The organism is Streptomyces sp. NPDC001315 (assembly GCF_042896175.1).
Classification (GTDB): Bacteria; Actinomycetota; Actinomycetes; order Streptomycetales; family Streptomycetaceae; genus Streptomyces.
The window spans coordinates 17,803-40,885 of record NZ_JBIAWZ010000011.1 but is presented as its reverse complement, the minus strand read 5'-3'; the positions used below and the strand labels follow the sequence as shown (position 1 = coordinate 40,885).

The following is a 23,083-nucleotide window of genomic DNA, read 5'->3' as shown; positions in this document are numbered from 1 at the left end:
CAGTGCAAAGCTGAAGCCCCGTCCTCCTCGGCGATCTGGCGTGCAATGAGAGGCAGTCTTCCGATGGACACCTTCAAGACGAAGAACGGTTCGGTCCAAGGTTTTCGGGCCTCTGCCGAAGTCGTCGCCGTCCTTGGTATCCCCTATGCCGCCGCGCCGTTCGGCGTCAACCGGTTCCGGGAACCTTTCCCGGCACCCGCGTGGACCGGAGTGCGGGACTGCACGGCCTTCGGCCCAATCGCCCCGCAGTCGGCGCAACTGCCCGGCGCACCCGTGTGGTCGCCCGACGACGAGGACATCCTCACCGTCAACATATGGACCCCGGCCCCCGAAGGCGGCCGTCTCCCCGTCCTGGTCTGGATCCATGGCGGTGCCTACACTTTCGGATCCTCAGCCCAACCCGACTTCGACGGCACTGCGCTGGCAGGTGCCGGTCTGGTCGTGGTCACCCTCAACTATCGGCTCGGTTTCGAAGGTTTCGGCCACGTCCCCGCCGCCGAAGCAACCGCCTACCCGGACAACCGGGGCCTGCTCGATCAGGTCGCGGCCCTGCGCTGGGTTCGTGAGAACATCGCCGCCTTCGGTGGCGATCCTGGCAACGTCACGGTCGCCGGCCAGTCCTCCGGGGCCGCTTCGGTTGCCTGCCTGATGGTGATGGATCGCGCCCGCGGCCTGTTCCACCGTGCCATCGCCCACAGCGCCGCCAGCCCTTGCTACACGCTTGAAATCGCTGCGGCGACCACCCGCGAGATCGCTGCGGCAGCGGGCTGCCCCGCCACAGCCGAGGGCCTGACTTCAGCGACCCCGGAGGCCCTGGTCATCGCCTCCGACCGGGTGGTCGACGACTACCGGCGTGACCCCGCCTCCGGGTCCCGCCACTACGACCCCGCGCTCTACGCCCCCGTCCTCGACGGCGCTGTACTGCCCACCGACCCCCTCACGGGGATGGCCGCCGGCGCGACCCGGGGGGTGGACCTGCTGGTCTGCCACACCACGGAGGAGTACTGGCTGCTCGACGCCGTCGGCAGCAGCGCGAAGATCACCACCGATGAACAGCTGGCCCTCTTCGCCGAAGACTTCAGCCTCCCTGACGGCCTGGTGGCCGGCTACCGCGCTGCGATGCCCCACGCCCCGGTGCTCGACGTCTACCTGGCCGTCTTCGGGGATCTGCTGTTCGGCGAGTACAGCAACCGACTCGTCGAGCTTCACGCCCAAGCCGGCGGCCGGGCGTTCCTGTCGCGTTTCGATCGTCGGCGCACCGGCCCGAACGGGGTCGTGCGAGCCTGGCACTGTGCGGACATCCCCTTCGCCTTCGGCAACCTCGACAGCGATTGCCTGGCTTTCCTCATCGGCGGCGCACCCACCTCCGCAGACCACGGACTGGCACGCCGCATGGTGCGCGCGTGGGCTGATTTCGCCACCACCGGGAACCCGGGCTGGCCGTCGGTCAACAACTCCACAGCCCAGGCCAAGATTTGGAGCACCGACGACGAGCCCGTCGATGACAAGGCCGCCGCTATCCGCGCTCTATGGGTCAAGGCCGACTTTCCAGTCCTGTGTCCGTGAACTGGGGAACCACCCCGACACCTCGAACAGCCCAAGTAGTCACTGGCCCACATGCGCCTCGTCCCGTCCCATGAGCTGCTCAACGACCGGCCACCGCCGATGCCGTCGGTCTCGCCCACAAGGGCGGGCGCGGTCGAGTCCCTGGTGGCGAAGCTCGAGAAGTCACCGCAGTTCTCGAGCCGTTCCCGCCTCAGCGACTCGGCCGCCCCCTCACGTGGCCGGTCCGGCGCGGTGCCGCTACGCCGAATCCGCTACCGTGGCCGCGGCGCGGCGGTCCAGCAGCAGCAGCTGCACGCCTACCGCCGCAGCCCAGAGCGCGATGCCGATGGCGGTAGGGAACAGCGCGTCGAGGTGGTCGGAGATCAGGATGGTTCCGGCGGCGAGGGCGTAACCCACCCCACCGACGACACCGGGAATCGCGACCACCACGTTGCCGACGGCCCGCGTGATCGCTCCGACCGACGCGAGTGCCGCGATGCCAAGGCCGAACACGGGAATGACGATCGTGTCGACCACCACCACTGTGTCGGTGATCGGCGCGCTGCCGCCCTCGGCAAGCCGGTCCGCCTCGCCCGCGGCGAGCAGGTGCAACAGCAGTGCCACCGAGGCCAGCGCCGCGCCCACCGCCGCAACCACGGCCGCGTACCGCGCCCACGACGCGCCCGTCAGCCGGCGGCACCGTACGAGCGCGACCAGTGCGACTGCCATGGCAGCGGTGCCGGCCAGCATGAACGCCTGCGACGGGTACCAGCCCCCGTCCTCGAACATGACCCGCAACCGTTCCCTGGCGCCGCCGTCGGACGCGTCGGCCCTCGGATGTATGCCGCCGCCGACGAGGAAGGCGGTGCCGCCGGCGAGCAGCAGCCACCCGATGATCGTTGCCCTGGCCCGTGTGACGGGCGCGGGAGTTGGCGTAGTTGACATGGGACATCCTTCCGGACTGGCGAACGACTACCGGAACCGTAGGAATCCCGGCGTGGCCGTTCATCAGGGCGTGCCCTCGAGCTGATAAGGGTTAGCCCTCAAGCGGGGAACGGCGCGGTTGTGCCAGCATCTGTGCATGCACCGGAACGCCGTCATCGTGGACGACCACGCCGAGTTCAGGGCGCTGGCCGCCGAACTCGTGTCGGCGGCCGGGTTCGAGGTTGCGGCGTTGTGCCCGGACGGGCGGTCCGCGCTCGAGGCCATCGCCGCGGTCCGTCCGGAGGTGGTGCTGTTGGACATCCAGCTGCCCGATGTCAGCGGGTTCGACCTGATACCGCAGATCATGACCCTCAGCGAGGGCGTCACCATCGTGTTGGTCTCCACGCGTGACACGGCGGACTACGGGCGCCGCGTGGCCAACAGTGGCGCCACCGGGTTCATCCCGAAGGCCGACCTGTCGGTGGCCAGTCTCGCCCAGGTCATCGACAGACCATGACCGAGCATCGCCGCCCCCGCCTCGCCCCGTTCGGCCTCGGCCTGATCTCCGGCGCCCTCGTTGCCGGCGGCTTCGCTTGCGGCGTCTTCTTGGCCAATCTCCACAACGGGCTGATCGCGACGACGTTCACAGCTGTCGGAGTGTTCGTACTCGACCGGCGGCCGGGACACCGCGAGGGCTGGCTGTTCCTCGCGACGGGGGTCGCGCATGCGGTCATGTTCTTCGGCCGCCAGTACGCGATCGGGTCCGTCGGCGCGGACGAGCCGAGCGCCGTGTGGCTCGGTTGGCTGGGCGCCTGGCCGCTCGCGCTGGTGCTGGCGCTGTCCGGCGTAACCCTGCTGTGTTTCCCCGACGGCAGGCTGCCCTCGCCGCGTTGGCGGGTCGTGGTGGCAGCGATGGTGCCTGCGGCCGCACTGCTCTCGCTGACCTCGGCGGTGTGGCCGGTCGAGTACGCGGACAACGGCCTCGCCATCGCGCACCCGTTTCGCGTCGTCGGCTACGAGATGGCACAACGTGTGTGGAACGTGCTCGGGCCCGCGGCTTATCTGCTGTTCCAGCTTGTGTGGGTGATCGGCGCCGTCGTCCGGCTCCGCCGCGCGTGCGGCGACGAGGCACGGCAGTTGCGCTGGTTCGCGTACGCCGTGGTCATGGGTGCGGTAGCCATGGGCGTCGGCCTTGTCGTGTTCCGTACTCCCGCGCTCGGGGTGCTGGCGGTGCCGCTGGTGGCCATCGCCGCGGCCGTGGCGATCGTCAAGTACCGGTTGTACGACATCGACCTGCTGATCAACAAGACCGTGGTGTACGGCGCGCTGGCCGTCATCGTCACGACGGTGTACGTGGTCGTAGTGGTCGGCATCGGGCGGCTCATCGGCGTTGCCGACGCCGGCGGCCCGTGGTTGCCGCTGGCTGCGACGGCAGTCGTCGCCGTCGTGTTCGAACGGGTGCGCCGACGGGTCCAGACGGCTGCGGACCGGCTCGTCTACGGGCGCCGGCCCACGCCGTACGAGTCGCTGGCACGGTTGTCCACCCACGTCAGCCATGGCGGCCACGACGCCGACCTGTTCACCGGCCTCGCCTCGACCATCGCCGACGGCGTCGGTGCGGCCGAGGTCACTCTGTGGGTGGGCGCCGAGGCGGAACTCGTGGCGGTGGCCACCTGGCCTCCGACGGCCGCCCCCGGTACGCCCGTCGTCCCCGCGCCGACCTCGCTCGCGGCGCTGGCCGACGGCGGGCGCACCCACGTGCGGCCGATCGATTGCCGAGGTGCCGTGCGCGGCGCGGTGGCGCTGACCAAGGCGCGCGGCGAAGTGCTGACCGTCGCCGAGGACCGGTTGCTGCAGGACCTGGTGGCGCAGGCCGAACTCGTACTCGACAACATCGGACTCGGCGAGGAGCTGCGGCGTCGGCTGCATCAGATCTCGGTGCAGGCAGTCGAGTTGCAAGCGGCGGCAAAGCGCATCGTCGCGGCGCAGGACGAGGCGCGCCGTTGTCTGGAGCGCGATCTCCACGACGGGGCCCAGCAGCGCCTCGTCGTTCTCACGCTCACCCTCCAGGCGATAGCCACGCGGGCGGCACCCGACGTCGCCCTCGCCGGCACGATCGAGGACGCCCGCCGCCAGCTGAACCTCGCGCTGGCCGAGCTGCGTGAACTCGCACGCGGCATCCACCCGGCCGTCCTCACCCAGGAAGGACTCGGCGCGGCGCTCGGCTCTCTCGCCGAACGCTCACCGATCCCCGTCACTGTCGACGTGCCGCTCGGCACCCGACTTCCCCGCGAGGTCGAAGCGGCCGCCTACTTCATCGTCAGCGAGGCCCTGACCAACGCCACCAAGCACTCGGGCGCCACGGCCATCGTGGTCACCGGCCAGATCGCCGACAACCGGCTGAGCGTGGAAGTGGCCGACGACGGCCGAGGCGGCGCGGACGGGCGGTGGGGCAATGGTCTCCAAGGCATCCTCGACCGGCTGGCGACGCTCAACGGCCGGCTGACGGTACACAGCCCCGCCGACAGCGGCACCCGACTCCGAGCGGAGATTCCATGCGCGTGGTAGTCGCCGACGACACCGTACTCTTCCGCGAGGGCCTGGCCCGCATCCTGGCCGAGGCGGGCTTCGACGTCACCGGCAAGGCCGGCGACGCCATCGAGCTCATGGCGCTCGTACGGCACGAGCCGCCCGCCGTTGCGATCATCGACATCCGAATGCCGCCGGGCCACTCCGACGAGGGTATGCAGGCCGCGATCCAACTCCGGCGCGCACACCCCGACGTCGGGCTGCTGCTCCTGTCCCAGCACGTCGAAACGTCCTACGCCATGCAACTGATGACCGAATTCCAGTCCGGCGTCGGCTACCTGCTCAAGGATCGGGTGGCGGACCTACAGGCGTTCACCAACGATGTGCGACGGGTCGCGAACGGCGACTGCGTACTCGACCCCGAACTCATCGCTCGCCTCCTCGGCCGCAAGCGCGTGCACGACCCGCTGGCACCGCTCACCCAACGCGAGCGGCGGGTCCTGGAACTCATGGCCCAGGGCCGCTCCAACCTCGCCCTGTCCACAGAGCTGTATCTGAGCCCCAAGACCATCGAGGCGCACGTGCGGAGCATCTTCACCAAACTCAACCTGCCCCAGGACGCCGCCGACCACCGCCGCGTCCTCGCGGTCCTGACGTTTCTCCGGGCCAATTGACAGTCCCGGAGGAAGACTCAGCAGGGCTGCCTGCTCGACCGTCAGCCCGACCCCGTGCCTGGGGCCCCGCTCGTCATGCGTCCATGGATTGCTGTCCGGCTGAGCGTGTTCGCTGGCCACACCCGTTCTCAGAATTCCAGGTATCGACATGACGAGGCGGCTTCCAGTCGTTCCACGGCCGACCTCGGCATCGAGAGCGTCATCGGCGGCCGGCGGCGCCGCACCACCGTGCCGGAGCAGTGGGCACCCCGACCGCCGGACCTGGTCGACCGAGACTTCACCGGCGGCAGGACAAAGCGCATCGCATGGCTCAGCAGAAGCCGATATCGGCAGAAGACTTGCGCGTCCGGCTGGGCACGGGCGCTGCTTCGAGTACCGATCCACCGGGTGGACCGGCTGCTGTGAGCCGGGTACCTCGCCCGCGGGTGCGCGCTGTCCACGGCCGGCCAGGAAGCTACATTTCGCACACACCGGCCGGAGAGGGACGTGCGCAGCCCGCCCACGGTACCTAGGGTGGGGAGTGCAGGTCTGTGACACAGCCTGGAACGAGTGACGCAGGAAGACGCGCGACGCGGTGTCCAGTCCGCTGTAGGCCCGGCCGCGATGAGCGATCGGCGCGGACCGCGCGCACGCCGTCGGGCGTCGGGGGATGAACCAAGGGTGGTTCTGAACCATGAGGGACGTACATCGGCTTGAGCCCGTCTCGGCGAACCTGGGCAGCGGCACCGTGCTCGCGGCGTGGGAACGGTTCGTACAAGGCGAGGATCACGTCCCGGGTGTCCGGCCCCTGGTGGCGATCTCCTGGCATCGCTGCCGGGAGCAATACCGGGTCGATCCTCACCTCACACAGGCTCCGGTAGCCGTCGTGGAGCCCGACCACATGCCCGAGCACGATGTCGTATTCGCTGAGCTGGGTTTCCGTGCCGCCTCCGTGGCACATGAAGTGGGCAACCTCGGTGGCGTCGTCACCGTCACCGACGCCACTGGCCGGATCCTGGCCGAGTGGGGTGATCAAGCCACCCTCGCCAGAGCCGGCGACTCCAATCTGGCGCCCTGGTTCTGCTGGTCCGAGTGCGCGGTCGGCACGAACGGCATGGGCACGGCGCTCGAGGCGCACGGCCCGGTACCGATCAGGGGCGCGGAGCACTGGTGCCAGGCGTTCCACAACTGGGTCTGCGCGGGCATCGCGGTGCGGGACGTGGTGACCAGGGAACCGATCGCGGTCCTGAACCTCTGCTGCTGGCGCAGCCGGCTTCCCGCGTCCGCGGAAAGCTGGCTGGCGAACGCGGCCACCATGACCCAGCACCCGCTGAAGAGGCGCGCCCGGGACAGCGGCGCCGAGCTGGTCGCGGCCTACACCCAGGCCAGGGCGCGCTCCGGTGTGGCGCTCGCCGCGGTGGACACCGCGGGCAAGGTGGTGATCGCCGACGACATGGCAAGTGTGCTCCTGGGCGTCCCGGCATGCACCCCGGCGGTCGACCCCACGCTGCGATGGAACCCCGGGCTGCCGGAACTGATCACAGCCGCCCGGTACGCCACCAGGCAGGCAGCCCACAATCCTGACTGGGTCGGCTCGACGCAGATCTTCGCCCACCTCGCCGACGAGCCGACATCGATCAGCATCCGACCCGTCTTCTCGTCCGGACACCTGATCGGGAACCTGGTCTCGTTCGGCGTCTCCGAGGGGGCACGGTTGCCCCAGGCGGAGGGGCCCGCGCACCCTCGGGTGCGGCCGCGCCGACTGGTCGCGATGCGCGACAACCGGATGGTGCTGCTGCGGCTGCCGGAAGTCTCCTTCGCCGAATCGCAGGGAAACGACGTGTGGCTCTCCACCGATCAGGGGCGGTTGCGAGCCGCCTCTCTGAGCCTGGACAAGCTCGACAGTGAGCTGGCGGATGCCGGCTTCCTGCGGGTGCACCGCCGGTATGTGGTCAACCTCAGCCGCATCCGGGAGATCGAGCGCGGGCTCAAGGGCGAGCTGTCTCTGATCATGGACGACCGGATGCACCAGATGGTGCCGGTTTCCCGGCGGAACGCGCCGGCCGTGCGGCGCGCGCTGGACATCTGAGTTCCCCGGGACGACCATGGTTCCCGGAAGGAAGATCCCGTGTCTGACAGCCCGGACGCCGTTGTCGGCGAGAGGAACGATGTGAGCGCGGGCGGCCTCGGCCTCTCTGTCCCGGCCGGGCACCGCAGCCACCCCATCGGCAGCGCGAGCAACCGCGACTGGTGGCCGAACCAGCTCGACCTGACGATCCTCCGGAAACACCCCGTCATGGCCGACCCCATGGGCGAGGACTTCGACTACGCCGCGGAGTTCCGGACGCTCGACCTCGACGCCCTGGCGCGGGACGTCGACCAGGTGCTGACGACGTCGCAGGAATGGTGGCCGGCCGACTTCGGCCACTACGGGCCGCTCGTGATCCGGATGGTGTGGCATTGCGCCGGGACGTACCGCATCGACGACGGCCGCGGCGGCGCCGGCGCGGGCATGCAGCGTTTCGCGCCGCTGAACAGCTGGCCGGACAATCGCAACCTCGACAAGGCGCGCCGGCTGCTCTGGCCGGTGAAGAAGAAATACGGCCGCAAGATTTCGTGGGCCGACCTGATGATCTTCGCGGGCAACCGCGCCCTGGAGACGATGGGCTTCACGACCTTCGGCTTCGCCGGCGGCCGGCCGGACGTCTGGGAGCCCGACGAGGACATCTACTGGGGTCCCGAGCGCGCCTGGCTCGGCAACGAACGCTACGGCGGCGTCCGGGAGCTGGAGAACCCTCTGGCCGCCGTCCAGATGGGCCTCATCTACGTCAACCCGGAGGGACCGAACACCGTCCCGGACCCGCTCACCGCGGCCCGGGACATCCGCGAGACGTTCCGGCGCATGGGGATGAACGACGAGGAGACCGTCGCGCTGATCGCGGGCGGCCACACGTTCGGCAAGACCCACGGCGCGGCCGCCCCGGACGTCTACCTCGGCCCCGAACCCGAGGGCGCCCCCCTCGAGGAGCAGGGCCTGGGGTGGAAGAGCAGCTACGGCACCGGGAAGGGCACGGACGCCATCTCCAGCGGGCTCGAGGGTACGTGGACACCCACCCCGACGAGATGGGACAACAGCTTCTTCGAGACCCTGTTCGGCTACGAGTGGGACCTGGAGCTGAGCCCCGCGGGTCTGTGGCAGTGGATCCCGAGAGACGGCGGCGGGGCCGGCACCGTGCCGGACGCCCACGACCCATCGACGACACACGCCCCGACCATGCTGACCACCGACCTCGCGCTGCGGCTGGACCCGGTCTACGAGCCGATCTCGCGGCGCTTCCTGGAGAACCCGGACCAGCTCGCGGATGCGTTCGCCCGGGCCTGGTTCAAGCTGACGCACCTCGACATGGGCCCGATCCAGCGCTACCTCGGACCGCTGGTCCCCCAGGAGACGCTGATCTGGCAGGACCCGATCCCCGCCGCGGACCAAGAGCTCGTCGGGGCGGCGGACACCGCCGCGCTCAAGAGCCAGATCCTCGCCTCCGGGCTGTCGGTCTCCCAACTCGTCTCGACCGCGTGGGCGTCGGCCTCGACGTTCCGCATCAGCGACAAGCGTGGCGGGGCGAACGGCGCGCGCATCCGCCTCGAGCCGCAGCGGGGCTGGGAGGTCAACGACCCCGACACGCTGGCACAAGTGCTGCGCACCCTGGAGGGGATCCAGAAGTCCTTCGACAGCTCCCGGACCGGGGACGTGAAGATCTCGCTGGCCGACCTCATCGTGCTCGGCGGAGCCGCCGCCGTCGAGCAGGCCGCCAAGACCGCCGGCTACCACGTCCAGGTCCCCTTCACTCCGGGACGCACGGACGCCACGCAGGAGTGGACCGATGTGGAGTCCTTCGCCCCGCTCGAGCCGACAGCGGACGGGTTCCGCAACTACTACCGCGGCAAGGGCAACCGGCTGCGGTCGGAGCATCTGCTGGTCGACCGCGCCAACTTGCTGAATCTGAGCGCGCCCGAGATGACCGTCCTCGTGGGTGGTCTGCGGGTGCTGGGCGCCAACTACCAGCAGTCGCCGCTGGGCGTCTTCACCTCGGCGCCCGGGTCGCTGACCAACGACTTCTTCGTGAATCTGCTCGACACGGGCACGGAATGGAAGCCGACATCCGCGACCGCCGAGACCTTCGAGGGCCGCGACCGCGCCACCGGCGGGGTCAAGTGGACCGGTAGCCGTGTCGACCTCGTCTTCGGCTCGAACTCCGAGCTGCGTGCCGTCGCGGAGGTCTACGCGAGCGACGACGCACGGGAGAAGTTCGTGCAGGACTTCGTCGCCGCCTGGGACAAGGTCATGAACCTCGATCGGTACGACCTGGCTTGATCCCCCATCGAGGCCCAGATGTCAGGAGAGCCGTCCTGACCGGTCAGCCGGTGTTGATCGGCGACGATTGATCGGGGCTGCCGCCGGCCCCGGCGCGAGGCGATGCAGTGCGGCTCGCCTCCTCCCAACGGTGGCATATCGGGTACGAACGGTAGCTGGTCGCGGACGAACGGCATGAGCGGGCCCGAACCGGCGCTCACCCTTGTCGGTGTGATTCATCCGGCGTAGCGTGCTTATTGACTAGTAATTTCTCACCCTTTTCGGTGTGATTCATCCGGCGCAGCGCGCTCCCTGACTACCGATTGCAGCCGGGCATCGGGCGACGCGAAAAAAGGAATTTTCGAGGTCGATTCGGAGAACATTTTCGCCGAGCGGTGGTGTGCAACCGGCTGTGACGTGCCGCCGCCAGCGCGGCGATGCGGCCAGCGCGGCGATGCGGAATGAATATGGATTCGGAATGAGGGGAGTGAAGCCCCGATGACGACCGCGCAGGAGCGAGCCGACCTGCTGGACAAGATCGGGTTGGCCGCACAGAACAAGGCAACGCTGGGACAAGTGCTGGGAACCGGAAGTGTCGGGCAGGCCACCGAGGGATCGGAAGGCCACATGCAGGCCACCATTCGTATCCACCCGGATGAGCTGGCCTGGGATCCCTCCATTCTGGTCATGCCCCATGGAGGCGATCTCGATCTCGAGCTCGTCAATGACGACATGAACACGCACTGCGCGCTCCTGCCGAGCAATGGCGACCGGAAGTTCATCTGGTTGGTCAACCATTCTCGGGGACGGGCGCACCTCAACCTCGACGGGCCTGGCTACTACTGGTTCAGCTCGCCCACGGGCAATGACGAGGGCCGGGGACTGACCGGGGCCATCGTCGTCCTGGGGGACGCCCCGCCGGAGGCTCGCCTCGACCGTCCCGAACAGCCGCGGCCGTAGGAAGAAGGAGGAGCAGATGACCACCGTCGACTACGTGGACGCGGGTGAGGCTGTCGACCAGGGGAGGCTGAGCGGCAAGGTCGCGGGCGGGGACGTTGCCCCGCCGGTGGTGGCCGGCGTCAACTACGAGCGCCTCCTCAATGCCCGCGAGGAACCCCAGAACTGGCTGACCTACTACGGCGCCTACAACGGACAGCGGTACAGCCCGCTGGACCAGATCAACACGGAGAACGTCAAGCGCATGGTCCCCGCCTGGGTCTTCCAGGCCGGCACGACCGGCCTGATCGCGGGCGCGTCGACCTACTCGTTCGAGGCCGCCCCGATCATCGTCGACGGGGTCATGTTCCTCTCCGGCTGGGACGGCTGGGTCTGGGCCCTCGACGCGAAGACGGGCGTGGAGATCTGGCGGTACAAGCATGCGGTCCCCTTCGACGTCTCCCTGTGCTGCGGGAACGTGAACCGTGGGGTCGCCGTGGCTCAGGGGAAGGTCTTCTTCGTCACGGCGAATGCCCGTGTGCTCGCACTCGACGCCACCACCGGCAAGCAGGTCTGGGACAAGACCTACGGAGACGTCCGGGCCGGGGAGAGCGCCACGGTCGCCCCGCTGATCGTGAAGAACATGGTCATCGTCGGGAGTTCCGGCGGCGAGTTCGGCGTACGCGGCCACCTCGACGCGTTCGACCTCGAAACCGGCGAGCACCAGTGGCGCTGCTACACGGTGCCGAAGCCTGGGGAGCCCGGCTCGGAGACCTGGCCCGCCGACGGCGAGGCCTGGGCACGGGGCGGGGCGAACTGCTGGGTCACCGGCACCTTCGACCCGGAGACGAACCTGCTGTACGTCGGCACCGGCAACCCGGCGCCCGACTTCGACGGAGGCGTCCGCGAGGGCGACAACCTCTTCACCGACAGCATCATCGCCGTCGATGTGGACAGCGGTCAGATCCGCTGGCACTACCAGTGCACCCCGCACGACCTGTGGGACTACGACAGCATCGCCGAGTGCATCCTGTTCGAGCAGGACGGGCGCAAACTGCTCGGGCACTTCGACAAGAACGGCTACTTCTTCGTCCTTGACCGCACGAGCGGCGAGAGGGTCCAGATCACTCCCTTCGTGGACCGGATCACGTGGGGGGCGATCACGAGGGACGGCAGGGTGACGGCCAAGGTGTACCCGGAGAAGGAGGGAGAGCCGGTCCACTTCTACCCGGGTCCGGCCGGCGCCAAGGAATGGACCCATGCGGCCTACAGCCCGAAGACCGGGCTCTTCTACGTCCCGGTCCAGGACACCGGAGCCACGGCAACCCGGCGGCGCCGGGAGTTCAAGGAGAGCATTCCGTACTGGGGCGCGGGCGTTCAGGTGGACATCGACGACATGGCGGGGTCCATCAGCGCGTTCGACGCCACCGGCGAGGAGAAGTGGCGCTGGCGCAACGAACTCCCGATGTGCGCCTCGGTGCTGGCCACCGGCGGCGACCTGGTGTTCGCCGGTGAAGCCTCCGGGGAGTTCAACGCGCTCGACTCCCGCAACGGGGAGCTGCTCTGGCAGTTCCAGTGCGGGAGCGGCCACCACAGCAGCCCGACCACCTACATGGTCGACGGCAGGCAGTACATCGCCGTGCCGGTCGGTTGGGGCGGATGGGCCGAGGGGTTCCTCCCCGGCATGCTCGGCGCGGGACACGGAAGCGCCCTGATCGTCTTCGCGCTCCCGGAACCGTCGTGACGCGTGCCCCGGAACCTGCCGTAATCCGGGCAGACAGGAGGTGGATCCATGGAGTCTCAGCTCGATGTGTGGGAGACGCCCGAGTTTGACGAGATCACAGTCGCGGCCGAAGTGACCATGTATCTCGATCGGATGGAGGACTAGCGGACGGAGGACGGCGCCGGACCTGGTCCGGCGCCCTCCGGCGGTTCGGGACGCCACAGACGGCCGGGCCTGCGACGGGCCCGGATCTTCGATGGACGGAGTGCCGGCGTGTTGCTGCGAGTGCTGGGCTCGGCAGCGGGGGGCGGCTCCCCGCAGTGGAACTGCGGCTGCCCGGTGTGTGCCGCGGTCCGCTCCCGGGGCGGCCTCGCGCGCACCCAGTCGTCGGTCGCGGTCAGCGCCGACCGACACCGGTGGTTCCTCCTCAACGCCTCGCCCGACGTCCGCACCCAGATCGAGGCCTTCCCCGGCCTGCACCCGCACGACGACCGGACGACGCCGCTGGAGGCGGTGCTGCTCACCGACGCCGAGCTGGACCACACGTTGGGCCTGCTTCTGTTGCGCGAGGCCCGCGCTCTGCGGCTGTACGCCACGTCTGCGGTGCACAAGACTCTGTGTGACGGTTCGGGGATTCTGCGCACGCTCGAGCGCTACTGCCCGGTCGAGTGGCGGGCAGTGATCCCTGGCGCCGACCTTGCCCTGGCGGACGGACTGTCCTGCCGGGCGTTCGACGTGCCCACCGTCAAGCGCGATCGGTTCGGAGCCGGCGTGGACCACGGCCGCGTCGTGGGCTACCGGCTGACCGACGAGCGCAGCGGAGGGACACTGGTGTACCTGCCGGCGGTGCAATCGCTGACACCGGCGCTGCGCGCGGAGATCGAGGGCTGCGCATGCCTGCTGATCGACGGGACCTGCTGGCGCGACGACGAACTCGTACGGCTCGGCCTGGCCGGCAAGACGTCCCGGGAGATGGGCCACCTGCCCATCGACGGCCCGGACGGCAGCCTGGCGCAGCTCCCGCCGCTGGGCGTGGGGCGGACGGTCTTCGTGCACATGAACAACACCAACCCGATCCTCCTGGAGGGCACGCCCGAGCGGCGTACCTTGGAGGAGAGCGGCATGGAAGTGGCCATGGACGGCCTCGAGGTCCGGGTGTAGAGCCGTGACGACAACGACCAGCAGAACCGGCGCCGACGGCTTCGTCGAGGCGTTGCGGGCCCACTCGCGGCGGTACCACGACCAGCACCCGTTCCACGTCCGGATGAACGCCGGCCGGCTGAGTCGCCGGCAGGTCCGGGGCTGGGTGGCCAACCGCTTCTACTACCAGGAGAGCATTCCCCGCAAGGATGCCGCGATCCTTTCCAACTGCCCCGACCTCGATGTCCGCCGCCGCTGGATCCGACGGATCGTCGACCACGACGGCACCGCCGCCGGCGAGGGTGGCATCGAGGCGTGGCTGCGCCTCGGCGAGGCCGCCGGGCTGACCCGCCAGGAGGTCCGCGACCACCGCCACCTGGTACCCGGGGTGCGGTTCGCCGTCGACGCGTATGTGAACTTCGCCCGGAACCGCCCGTGGGTGGAGGCGGTGGCGTCCTCGCTCACCGAGCTGTTCGCGCCCGACCTGATGACGGCGCGGCTGGCCGCGTTCGAGCGGTGGTACCCGTGGATCGACCCCGGGGGCCTTGCCTATTTCCGGACCCGCCTGGAGCAGGCCCCACGCGACTGCGAGCACGCCCTCGAGGTGGTCACCGCGCACTGCCTGTCCGCCGAGTCCCAGGCGCGCGCCGTCGACGCGCTGTCGTTCAAGTGCGACGTCCTGTGGAGCCTGATGGACGCCATCGAACAGGCCTACCCGGAGTGAGCACCATGGACCCGAGCCGTACCGGAGCGACCCAGACCAGAACCAGGACCGGACCCGGCGTCGAGGTGTCCGGCTCGGACCGGCCCCGGTTGGCGCGCCATGTCCGGCTGACCTTCTGCCGGACCAGGCAGCGTCAGATCCTGCTGCATCCCGAGACGGTGGTGGTTCTGAACGGCAGCGGCGCGGCCATCCTCGAGCTGTGCGACGGGCGGCGCACCGTAGCCGAGATCGTGACCGAGCTGGGCGCCCGCTACCAGACCGTCCCCGGGGACGAGGTGCGGCAGTTCCTGACCCGGCTCGTCGCCCGGCGCTGGATGGAGCTCACCGATGGATAGCCCGTTCGGTTTGCTCGCCGAGCTCACCTACCGCTGCCCGCTGGCCTGCCCGTACTGCTCCAACCCGCTGAACATGGCCGGCTACCAGGACGAGCTGTCCACCGACGAGTGGCGGCGGGTGCTCGTCGAGGCCGGCGACCTCGGGGTTCTGCAATGCCACCTGTCCGGCGGGGAACCGCTGCTGCGGCGCGACCTGGTGGAGATCGTGGCGGACGCCCACGACCTGGGCCTTTACACCAACCTCATCACCAGCGCCGTCGGGCTCTCGCGTCCGAGGGCCGAGCAGCTGCGGGCCGCCGGCCTGGACCACGTGCAGATCAGCATCCAGGCCGACGAAGCGGCCGTGTCCGACCGGATCGCCGGCATCCCGTCCTTCCAGCGCAAGATCGAGGCGATGGGCGTGGTCAAGGAGCTGGGCTGGCCGCTGACCATGAACGTGGTGCTGCACCGGCACAACATCGACCGTGTTGCCGACGTCCTCAAGCTGGCCGAGGAGGTGGGCGCCGACCGGCTGGAGCTCGCCAACACCCAGTACTACGGCTGGGCCTGGCGGAACCGTGGCGCGCTGCTGCCGAGCCGGGCGCAGCTCAAGGCCGCCGAGGCCGTCGTGCGGGCCGCCTGTGAGCGGTTGCGGGACCGCATGGACGTCATCTACGTCATCTCCGACTACTACAGCCGTTACCCGAAGCCGTGCATGGGCGGCTGGGCGTCCCGGCAGCTGACCGTGACGCCGAACGGCGACGTCCTGCCCTGTCCGGCTGCCCAGTCCCTGCCGTTGCCGCGGGCCAGCGTACGGGAGGACTCGCTGGAGTGGATCTGGGCCGAGTCCCCGGTGATGACCGCGTTCCGGGGGACCGACTGGATGCCGGAGCCCTGCCGGAGCTGCTTCCGGCGGGAGGTGGACTTCGGCGGGTGCCGCTGCCAGGCGTTCCTGCTCACTGGTGACGCCGCCCGTACCGACCCGGTCTGCTACCTGTCGCCCGACCACGATCTGGTCGCCCGGGCGGTCGAGGCCGCCAACGCCGACTCGCGGGCCGACGATCCGCTGATCCCCCGCTCGCACCGACCCGGTCTGCGACCTGTCGCCCGACCGCGACCTGGTCGCCCGGGCGCTCGAGGCCGCCAAGGCTGCTGACTCACGGGCCGACGATCTTCCGCTGATCCCCAGCCCGCCGGCCGGCCCGCCTCCCGTGGCCTGCGTCCCGGTGGAGCGGGTGGGGCCCGCTCCCAGGGTCAAGTGAGCGGGCTAGCCGCCGAACCACAACGGCAGCGCGGCAGCGGCGATGATCAAGGTGACCCCGCTCAACAGGTCCGAGCGGATCGGGATGAGGCGCGCTGCGGCCCGCCCGAGCCGCAGCCCGACGAGCGACAACACTGCCGTCATGGCGCCGAAGACGGCGGCCGAGAACCACGGCGAGAGCCCAAGGATCCCCAGGCTCGCCCCGGCGAACAAGTTGTCGAGACTCAGCGTCAACGGGATGCCGAACAACGCCCACGGGTGGTCCAACTCGTCCGGCTCGGGGTTCCGAAGGGCCGAGATGACGAGGTAGAGACCGTACCCGCCGAGCGCGGCCGCGCCCACCAAATCGGCGACGTCCCCGACGGACTCCCCGATCTGGCGACCGATCAACATCCCGACCAGGGGCATGATCGCGTCCCACAGCCCGAAGATCAGCGCAACCTGCACCGCGCGCTTCAGACCGAAGGGGATGGTACCGAGCGCGATCGATACTCGGAAATTGTCGAGACTGAGCACGAAACCCAGGACGAGCATTTCCCAGATCATAATTTATATGGTATCTCAGATGTTTCGCGAAAAAAACCTGGCAACCCGATTTACGGAAAACTTCGACACTACTCGCCCGCCATCGCTTCCAGAAGGCTCGCTGATTAATCGCAGGTGATTTACGGCCTGCAACTGCTGTTTGCGCGACCAGCGCGTCGCGCGCAACTCGACAGGTGACTGCTTTGGTGTCAGACCGCGGTAGGAGGTGCAGGCGTCTCGCAGCGATGGCAATACACCTAGGTCGAGGGGGACGACAACCCTGCGGAATGTCAGGCTGCCGCGTGGCGACGGGGGCGGTGGCGGTGGCGGGAGGCGATGGTGACGGCAAGGGCCTCGACGGCGTCGACGGTTGCGGTGCTCAGAGCGACGGCGCGGCTGGTCGGTGCGATCGCCGACGGTGCGGCGAATGCCCGTTGAATGCGCAGCCCGTCCCGGCCGACCGTGATCAGCGACGACCACCAGCACATGTCCGGCCGTCCTTAGCGGCACGGCGCGGGAGCAGCCCTCTCATCCTCTGCCGGCCCCGGCGTGGCTGCCACTCGCCGCACCTGGACGGCGCCGCTCAGGGGGTGAGACAGGCGGGGCTACAGCCGGTCGGCAACCTGGTCGGCGGGGGCGGCCGGTTGACCTCGCGTCGAGGGCGGCCAGAGAGCCACGCCCGACCGCCGGGCCGCCTACGGCTCGCACCGAGCCGTAGGCGGTGCCGCGGATCCTTGATGACGCCGCGAAGAAGTGAGTTCCGGATGAGAGGCTGATCGAGTCCGGCCTCCGTGTTCACCGAAGGATTTCGCCGAAGAATAAGGAGAGTTCGTGCCCGAGCCGCAATCCGTCGCGCAGGCGGTACTGAGCCCACTCACCGGTTCCGCCGTCTTCCTGGTCGTGACCGTCGATCCCGGCGGGGAGCCGGTCGTACGGGAGCTGCTGACCGACCTCGCCGCTCTGGTGCGGTCCGTCGGTTTCCGGATCCCGGAAGGGGAGCTGACCTGCGTCACCGGCATCGGCTCCGATGTCTGGGACCGGCTGTTCGTCGGCCCCAGACCAGCCGAGCTGCATCCCTTCCGGGAGGTGGCCGGCGCTCGGCACACCGCACCCGCCACCCCGGGGGACCTGCTCTTCCACATCAAGGCCCGGCAGCCGGACCTGTGCTTCGAGCTGGCCACGCAGCTGATGGACCGGCTGCGCGGCATGGTCACCGTCCGCGACGAGGTGTCCGGTTTCAAGTACTTCGACGAGCGCGATCTCCTCGGCTTCGTCGACGGCACCGAGAACCCCACCGGCCTCGCCGCGCGCACCGCCGTCGTGATCGGTGCCGCCGATCCGGAGCAGGACCCGGACTTCACCGGGGGCAGCTACGTCGTGGTGCAGAAGTACCTGCACGACCTGCCGGCGTGGAACGCCCTGCCGGTCGAGGCGCAGGAACGGGCGGTCGGACGCCGCAAACTCTCCGACATCGAGCTGCCCGACGACCTCAAACCTGCCGATTCGCACGTCGCGCTCACCACGATCACCGACCCGGACGGCACGGAGCGGCAGATCCTGCGCGACAACATGCCCTTCGGTGCACCCGGACGCGGCGAGTTCGGCACGTACTTCATCGGCTACGCCAGCACCCCGTCGGTCATCGAGCGCATGCTGGAGAACATGTTCATCGGCGATCCGCGGGGCAACCACGATCGGCTGCTCGACTTCTCCACAGCGGTCACCGGCACCCTGTTCCACGTACCCACCGCCGACTTCCTCGACGACCCGCCGGCCGCGCCGGAAGCGACGCTCTCGGCTCGGGCCTCCGACGGATCCTTGGGCATCGGCGACCTCAAGCGGGGCACCCCCCGATGAACAACCCCCACCGCGCACTGGCACCGGCCCCGGCACCGACGAGGCAGGCAGAAGACCACGACCGAGGCGTAATGGGGGATCGTCAGTGGCATGGCTTTCGGCGCCCACGAGCACGCCCGAGGTCCCGTCGTCCGGACCACACCTCGAGGCCGGACAGCACCATGGAGTGCCAGGGCTTGTCGGGCGTCCTCAAGTCTGATTGGGTTCGGCGCGCCGGATACGCGAGGGGCGCGGCAGGCGGGAGGGGACAGGCAGCGTGCAGCCTACGACGCAGCAGGACATCGGCGGGCCGCTACCCGAAGGGCTCGCACGAGGAATACGTGAGACTGCCGGTGACATCGCCACGCTGTTGAAAAGCGCCTCCGACACGACCGTTCCCGTACCGGATTCGGAGTGGACGGTCGGCGAGGCGGCCGCCCATCTGGCACTGGCCAACGAGCTGATGGCCGACCTCGCAGCCGGGCACGAACGCCCCTACGGGGACGGCACCCCGCAGAGTCTGGCCACTGCCAACGCACAGTCCCTCGCCACGTTCGGGGAGCGCGGCGCACAGCCGCTGGCGTCGATGATCACAAAGCAGGCCGACACATTCCTCGACGCCGTGGAGCGGAGCGCGAGGGACGAGAGCGCCGCCGCCCCGGCACTCGTCACACCCCTGGGTCCCATGAACCGGCACGTTCTCGCGTCCTACCTGCTGACGCACATGCTGGGCCACGGTTACGACCTCGCTCGTGCGCTGAAGCGCCCGCACATGATCGACCGCGATCGTGTCGGGCTGTGCATGCCGTTCATGCTCTCGGTCATGCCGCGCGTCGTCGACCCGGCCGCCATCGCTGATCTGGCTGTCCGCTACGCCATCCGCCTCCGGGGCGGCGCGGCGTTCGGCGTCACCTTGGGCGACGGCGCAGTGCACGTGACCCCGACGCCGCTGGAACGTCCAGACTGCACCATCCTGATCGAACCCGTGACCTTCCTCCTCATAGCCCTGGGCCGTCGCAACCCCTGGCGGGCCATCGGACAGGGACAGGTCGTTGCCTGGGGACGCAAACCCTGGCTGGCGCCCCGTTTCCCGACCCTGTTCACCGCGCCCTGATCCCATACCGAGCAGCCAACGCACCACGTACCACCGCTGGAGTGAACGGTCTCTCCGCCGCCCTGTCGGTCTCTCCGCCGCCCTGGGCAGGCGCCCGGCTCTGTCGGTGTCGTTCCCGATGGGCCGGGGTAGGCATGGGCAGGGAGTCACACCGTCTTGATCTGGCCGCCGTCGATGGTGAACTCGGCTCCTGTGATGTTGCCGGCGAGCGGCGAGGCGAGGAAGAGAGCCAGATCGGCGACTTCGCGGGCTTCGGTGACACGGCCGGTGGAGATGCCCATGCTCTGCGGCACGACGACGTCAATGGCTTCCTGCGCGGTGGTACCCGCCTGGGCCGCCGTGGCATCGGCGAAGCCGCCCGGCGCGGTCCAGAAGGGAGTGCGGACCGGTCCCGGGGCGATCGCGTTGACCCGGACACCTCGGGGTGCGAACTCTTCGGACAGTGACTTGGTCAGGCTGCTCAGGCCGGCCTTGGCTGCGGAGTAGTCCACGACTGCGGGGAACGGCAGGCGCGCGTTGATCGAGCTGATGTTGATGATGGATCCCCCGTCCGCGTCCAGCAGGTGGGGAAGCGCCGCGCGGCTGGCCCGGACCGCGCTGAACAGGGTCACGTTGAAGATGCGTTGCCACTCGGTGTCGTCGATGTCCAGGAAGCTCGGGCGGGGTGTCGCGACACCCAGGTTGTTGACCAGGACGTCGACCCTGCCGAACTCGTCCACCGCGAGCCGGACGAGTGTGTCTGGTCCGTCTGCGGTGGACAGGTCGACGGGGACTGCGATGGCGCCGTACTTCTCGTGGAGCGCTTCGAGCTCGGGAGTGATGCTCCGGCTGCCGGCGATGACGTGTACGCCTTCACGGGCGAACGCGGCGGCGATGGCGAGGCCGATGCCCTTGCTGGCCCCAGTGACGACGGCGACCTTGTTCTCGAGCTGGAGGTCCATGGCGCTCCTTCTGGATTGATCACCGCATGTGTCGAGGGTAAGCGGAACCGGCGCCGCTGGCTCAGGCGAGCAGCCGGACCCCGTCTCCTGGCGATCCATCATTCGTAGCCGCGGATGCGGACGCCGTACGGGAGCTGTTCCCGCCCCTGCTGCACTGGGAGGACTTCGTGCCCGGCAAGGACGAACTCACGCCTGACCGACGGCCCGGTCGTCCGGCTCGATCGCGCCGTGGCCGTCGGCGAGGCCGACGGACCGCGCGCCGGACTGGCGGCGCTCATCGCGCTGGACGACTCGCTGCCCCGCCACGCCGGGATGACGGCGTGCCTCCACGAGCGCGACGGCGACCTGGCGACGGCGGCACGGCTGTACGCCGAGACGGCCCGGAAGACACCCGATCTCGCCGAGCGCGACCACCTGACGCACCGGGCCGCCGGGCTCAACGCCCACTGGTGTCGCTGACAGGTCGCGGTCACATCGACTGCCATGCCGATTTCACCCGATTGCACTGGATGAGCTGGCTCGGGGCCACCGACGCGTGAAGCTGTTGCCGTAGGGTCTGACGGAAGGCGAGAACAGAATGAATGCGGTCCATGGCATACGACGCCGCACGCGGCGTCTCCACAGCGCGGTAGGGGGATTGGCCGTCGCCACCCTGTGCGTGGCCCCGGCGGCACCGGCTGTCACGGACGGTGACACAGGCGGCGGGAAGCCCACCGTCGTTCCGGTGCACGGCGCCTTCGCCGGTGGTTCCGGCCGGAGCGGGCTGATCGAGTGGCTGGAACGCCGCGGCTACACGGTCATGGCCCTGGCAAAACGGCTGTGCGGGCTGTTCAGCGACTCGACCCACATCGCCTCCGTGCTCAACAGCATCAAGGGGCGCTGGCTGACCACTTCTACGGCGGAACCGTGATCAGCACAGCCGAAGCCGGCCATCCCCACGTCAAGGCCCTGGTGTACGTCCCGGCGTTGATGCCCGACGTGGGCAGGAGTGGCATGACGTTGTCCGCCCGGTTCCCCAGCACCCTCGACACCGCCATAGTCCGGCAGGACATGGCCACCAATCCGGACCTGGAACGCTTCAAGGCCATGCGCACCGACTCCACACCGTGGAGATCAACACCTGCTACATATCTCTGATCGCCCGCCCCGACGCCGATGCCGTCGCCGGCCTGATCCTGCAGGCTGCCATTGCCTCCACGATCACTGCCGCCGATCCCGTCGGCCGGCCCTCGCGAGCACTGACTCCTGGCGGCGCACCACGGAGGAGATCATTTTCGGCGGCATCCGGGGCGCGTCTGTGGCCGCCGGTTCTGCGGTCGTTCTCGTCGATCAGGTACGCAAGCAGCGGACAGGCCGGCGGGTGTGCCTCTCCGTCCTTCCTCCCACGAGGTGTACACCGCGCCGGGGCTGAAGGGCCCCGCGTACACCCATGCCGTCGTCACCACGTTGGGGCAAGCCCAGCCGTGACGCAGGCTGGGCGGCTGCTTGACACAGCGGCCACAAGCCTCCCTCACCGAGGTGCGGACGCACCAAGTCGCGTCCACGTCACCACACTTCAAGGAGACACACCATGAACCTCAAGGCCGTCTTCTCCCCCACCCTCAGGCACGCCGCTGCGCTCGGCGCACTCGCGGGCACGGCAGCACTCACGCTGACGGCCACGGCGGGTCCGGCCGGTGCCGCGAAGGCCGAGCCTCGCTCGATGCAGAAGAAGCCGACGGTGGTGCTGGTGCACGGCGCGTTCGCGGACGCCTCAAGCTGGAACGGGGTAATAACCCGCCTGCAGCAGGCGGGTTATTCGGTCATCGCTCCCGCCAACCCGCTGCGCGGGCTGGCCAGTGACGCCGAGTACATCCACAGTGTGCTGAAGAGCGTGGACGGTCCGGTCGTGCTCGTCGGTCACTCCTACGGCGGCTCCGTGATCAGCGAGGCTGCCGTCGGTGACGCCCAGGTCAAGGCGCTGGTCTACATCGCGGCCTTCAGCCCCGCGGAGGGGGAAAGTTCCCTGGGACTGTCCAACAAGTTCCCCGGGAGCACTCTTGGCAGCGCCCTCAACTCGGTGCCCTTCCCCCTTCCTGGCGGTGGCACCGGCACCGACCAGTACATCAAGGCCGACAAATTCCACGACCAGTTCGCCGCCGACGTGCCCAGGTCAGTCACCGACCTGATGGCCGCCACCCAGCGTCCCGTGGCCGCCTCGGCCCTGGGGGAAAAGGCCACCAAGGCCGCCTGGAAGACCATCCCCACCTGGACCCTGATCACCACCGAGGACCGCAACATCCCACCGGCCGCGCAGCGCTTCATGGCCCAGCGCGCCCACGCACACACCGTCGAGGTCAAAGCGTCCCACGCCGTCTCGGTCTCCCAGCCGGGCCAGGTCACCCGCCTGGTCGAGCAGGCAGCCCAGGCCACCGCCACCACGGCGACGATGACCGGCGCCGATCCTTCCGGCCCCACCCTCGCGAACAGCGGCTCCGGGCGGCCGACCACACAGGCCATCGCCCTCGGCGGCATAGCCGGTGCGTCGGTGGCCGCCGGTTCTGCCGTCGTCCTCCTCGGCCGCCGAT

General features: G+C 69.3%; 21 protein-coding genes and 2 pseudogenes. 19 read left to right on the top strand and 4 right to left on the bottom strand.

The features are described 5' to 3' along the window. Positions 1-63: 63 nt before the first annotated feature. The gene (locus ACFY16_RS26955; RefSeq protein WP_390649768.1) at positions 64-1,566 is read left to right on the top strand and encodes a carboxylesterase/lipase family protein; all 1,503 of its coding nucleotides are present in this window, start codon (positions 64-66) and stop codon (positions 1,564-1,566) included. A 237-nt stretch (positions 1,567-1,803) separates the two neighbouring features. Here the strand turns inward: ACFY16_RS26955 and ACFY16_RS26950 are convergent, their stop codons facing one another. Continuing rightward, positions 1,804-2,490, bottom strand: coding sequence for a hypothetical protein (locus ACFY16_RS26950; RefSeq protein WP_390649767.1), 687 nt, complete (start codon positions 2,488-2,490; stop codon positions 1,804-1,806). Positions 2,491-2,626: 136 nt separating this feature from the next. Between ACFY16_RS26950 and ACFY16_RS26945 the strand changes: the two genes are divergently transcribed. From ACFY16_RS26945 to pqqE, 12 genes are all read left to right on the top strand, one after another. Then, on the top strand, positions 2,627-2,986 hold the full coding sequence (locus tag ACFY16_RS26945; RefSeq protein ID WP_390649766.1) for a response regulator transcription factor: 360 nt from the start codon (positions 2,627-2,629) through the stop codon (positions 2,984-2,986). Further along, the gene (locus ACFY16_RS26940) at positions 2,983-5,037 is read left to right on the top strand and encodes a sensor histidine kinase (RefSeq protein ID WP_390649765.1); all 2,055 of its coding nucleotides are present in this window, start codon (positions 2,983-2,985) and stop codon (positions 5,035-5,037) included. The genes ACFY16_RS26945 and ACFY16_RS26940 overlap by 4 nt, the downstream gene beginning before the upstream one ends. Further along, a complete protein-coding gene (locus tag ACFY16_RS26935; protein ID WP_390649764.1) occupies positions 5,025-5,672 on the top strand; it encodes a LuxR C-terminal-related transcriptional regulator in 648 nt (215 codons plus the stop codon). Before ACFY16_RS26940 ends, ACFY16_RS26935 begins: the two co-directional genes overlap by 13 nt. 673 nt (positions 5,673-6,345) lie before the next feature. Continuing rightward, on the top strand, positions 6,346-7,740 hold the full coding sequence (locus ACFY16_RS26930; RefSeq protein WP_390649763.1) for a LytTR family transcriptional regulator DNA-binding domain-containing protein: 1,395 nt from the start codon (positions 6,346-6,348) through the stop codon (positions 7,738-7,740). A gap of 135 nt (positions 7,741-7,875) precedes the next feature. Next, complete coding sequence (gene katG / locus ACFY16_RS26925; RefSeq protein WP_390649930.1) at positions 7,876-10,023, top strand: catalase/peroxidase HPI; 2,148 nt, start codon at positions 7,876-7,878, stop codon at positions 10,021-10,023. Between the two features lie 477 nt (positions 10,024-10,500). After that, positions 10,501-10,962, top strand: coding sequence for an MSMEG_3727 family PQQ-associated protein (locus ACFY16_RS26920; protein ID WP_390649762.1), 462 nt, complete (start codon positions 10,501-10,503; stop codon positions 10,960-10,962). 16 nt (positions 10,963-10,978) lie between these two features. After that, positions 10,979-12,682: a PQQ-dependent dehydrogenase, methanol/ethanol family gene (locus ACFY16_RS26915; protein WP_390649761.1), complete on the top strand. Its 1,704-nt coding sequence runs from the start codon at positions 10,979-10,981 to the stop codon at positions 12,680-12,682. Positions 12,683-12,730: 48 nt separating this feature from the next. Continuing rightward, positions 12,731-12,826 (top strand): pyrroloquinoline quinone precursor peptide PqqA, encoded by a 96-nt coding sequence (gene pqqA / locus ACFY16_RS26910; protein ID WP_390649760.1) that lies wholly within the window; start codon positions 12,731-12,733, stop codon positions 12,824-12,826. Positions 12,827-12,934: 108 nt separating this feature from the next. Further along, the gene (gene pqqB / locus ACFY16_RS26905) at positions 12,935-13,822 is read left to right on the top strand and encodes a pyrroloquinoline quinone biosynthesis protein PqqB (RefSeq protein ID WP_390649759.1); all 888 of its coding nucleotides are present in this window, start codon (positions 12,935-12,937) and stop codon (positions 13,820-13,822) included. A gap of 4 nt (positions 13,823-13,826) precedes the next feature. Continuing rightward, a complete protein-coding gene (pqqC, locus tag ACFY16_RS26900; RefSeq protein WP_390649758.1) occupies positions 13,827-14,525 on the top strand; it encodes a pyrroloquinoline-quinone synthase PqqC in 699 nt (232 codons plus the stop codon). 5 nt (positions 14,526-14,530) lie between these two features. Beyond that, positions 14,531-14,860: a pyrroloquinoline quinone biosynthesis peptide chaperone PqqD gene (pqqD, locus tag ACFY16_RS26895; RefSeq protein ID WP_390649757.1), complete on the top strand. Its 330-nt coding sequence runs from the start codon at positions 14,531-14,533 to the stop codon at positions 14,858-14,860. After that, complete coding sequence (gene pqqE / locus ACFY16_RS26890) at positions 14,853-15,995, top strand: pyrroloquinoline quinone biosynthesis protein PqqE (protein ID WP_390649756.1); 1,143 nt, start codon at positions 14,853-14,855, stop codon at positions 15,993-15,995. Before pqqD ends, pqqE begins: the two co-directional genes overlap by 8 nt. 111 nt (positions 15,996-16,106) lie before the next feature. Here the strand turns inward: pqqE and ACFY16_RS26885 are convergent, their stop codons facing one another. Together ACFY16_RS26885 and ACFY16_RS26880 are read right to left on the bottom strand one after the other, a co-directional pair. Continuing rightward, positions 16,107-16,646, bottom strand: a complete 540-nt coding sequence (locus tag ACFY16_RS26885; protein WP_390649755.1) for a manganese efflux pump MntP family protein — start codon at positions 16,644-16,646, stop codon at positions 16,107-16,109. Positions 16,647-16,915: 269 nt separating this feature from the next. Next, positions 16,916-17,113: a hypothetical protein gene (locus tag ACFY16_RS26880; RefSeq protein ID WP_390649754.1), complete on the bottom strand. Its 198-nt coding sequence runs from the start codon at positions 17,111-17,113 to the stop codon at positions 16,916-16,918. A gap of 343 nt (positions 17,114-17,456) precedes the next feature. Here ACFY16_RS26880 and ACFY16_RS26875 point away from each other — a divergent pair, with 343 nt between their 5' ends. After that, positions 17,457-18,482, top strand: coding sequence for a Dyp-type peroxidase (locus tag ACFY16_RS26875; protein ID WP_390649753.1), 1,026 nt, complete (start codon positions 17,457-17,459; stop codon positions 18,480-18,482). Between the two features lie 256 nt (positions 18,483-18,738). After that, the gene (locus tag ACFY16_RS26870) at positions 18,739-19,575 is read left to right on the top strand and encodes a maleylpyruvate isomerase family mycothiol-dependent enzyme (RefSeq protein WP_390649752.1); all 837 of its coding nucleotides are present in this window, start codon (positions 18,739-18,741) and stop codon (positions 19,573-19,575) included. A gap of 146 nt (positions 19,576-19,721) precedes the next feature. Here the strand turns inward: ACFY16_RS26870 and ACFY16_RS26865 are convergent, their stop codons facing one another. Continuing rightward, positions 19,722-20,516, bottom strand: a complete 795-nt coding sequence (locus tag ACFY16_RS26865) for an SDR family NAD(P)-dependent oxidoreductase (protein ID WP_390649751.1) — start codon at positions 20,514-20,516, stop codon at positions 19,722-19,724. 186 nt (positions 20,517-20,702) lie between these two features. On the opposite strand from ACFY16_RS26865, the pseudogene ACFY16_RS26860 reads away from it, so the two are divergent. The 4 genes and pseudogenes from ACFY16_RS26860 to ACFY16_RS26845 all read left to right on the top strand — a co-directional run. Beyond that, positions 20,703-20,975, top strand: a pseudogene (locus tag ACFY16_RS26860) (RNA polymerase subunit sigma-24); the annotation flags it as partial. 178 nt (positions 20,976-21,153) lie between these two features. Continuing rightward, entirely contained in the window at positions 21,154-21,426 is a 273-nt protein-coding gene (locus ACFY16_RS26855) for a hypothetical protein (protein WP_390649750.1), read from the top strand. Beyond that, the gene (locus tag ACFY16_RS26850) at positions 21,423-21,653 is read left to right on the top strand and encodes a hypothetical protein (RefSeq protein WP_390649749.1); all 231 of its coding nucleotides are present in this window, start codon (positions 21,423-21,425) and stop codon (positions 21,651-21,653) included. Before ACFY16_RS26855 ends, ACFY16_RS26850 begins: the two co-directional genes overlap by 4 nt. Positions 21,654-22,086: 433 nt before the next feature. Continuing rightward, positions 22,087-22,929, top strand: a pseudogene (locus tag ACFY16_RS26845) (alpha/beta fold hydrolase); the annotation flags it as partial. Positions 22,930-23,083 lie beyond the last annotated feature (154 nt).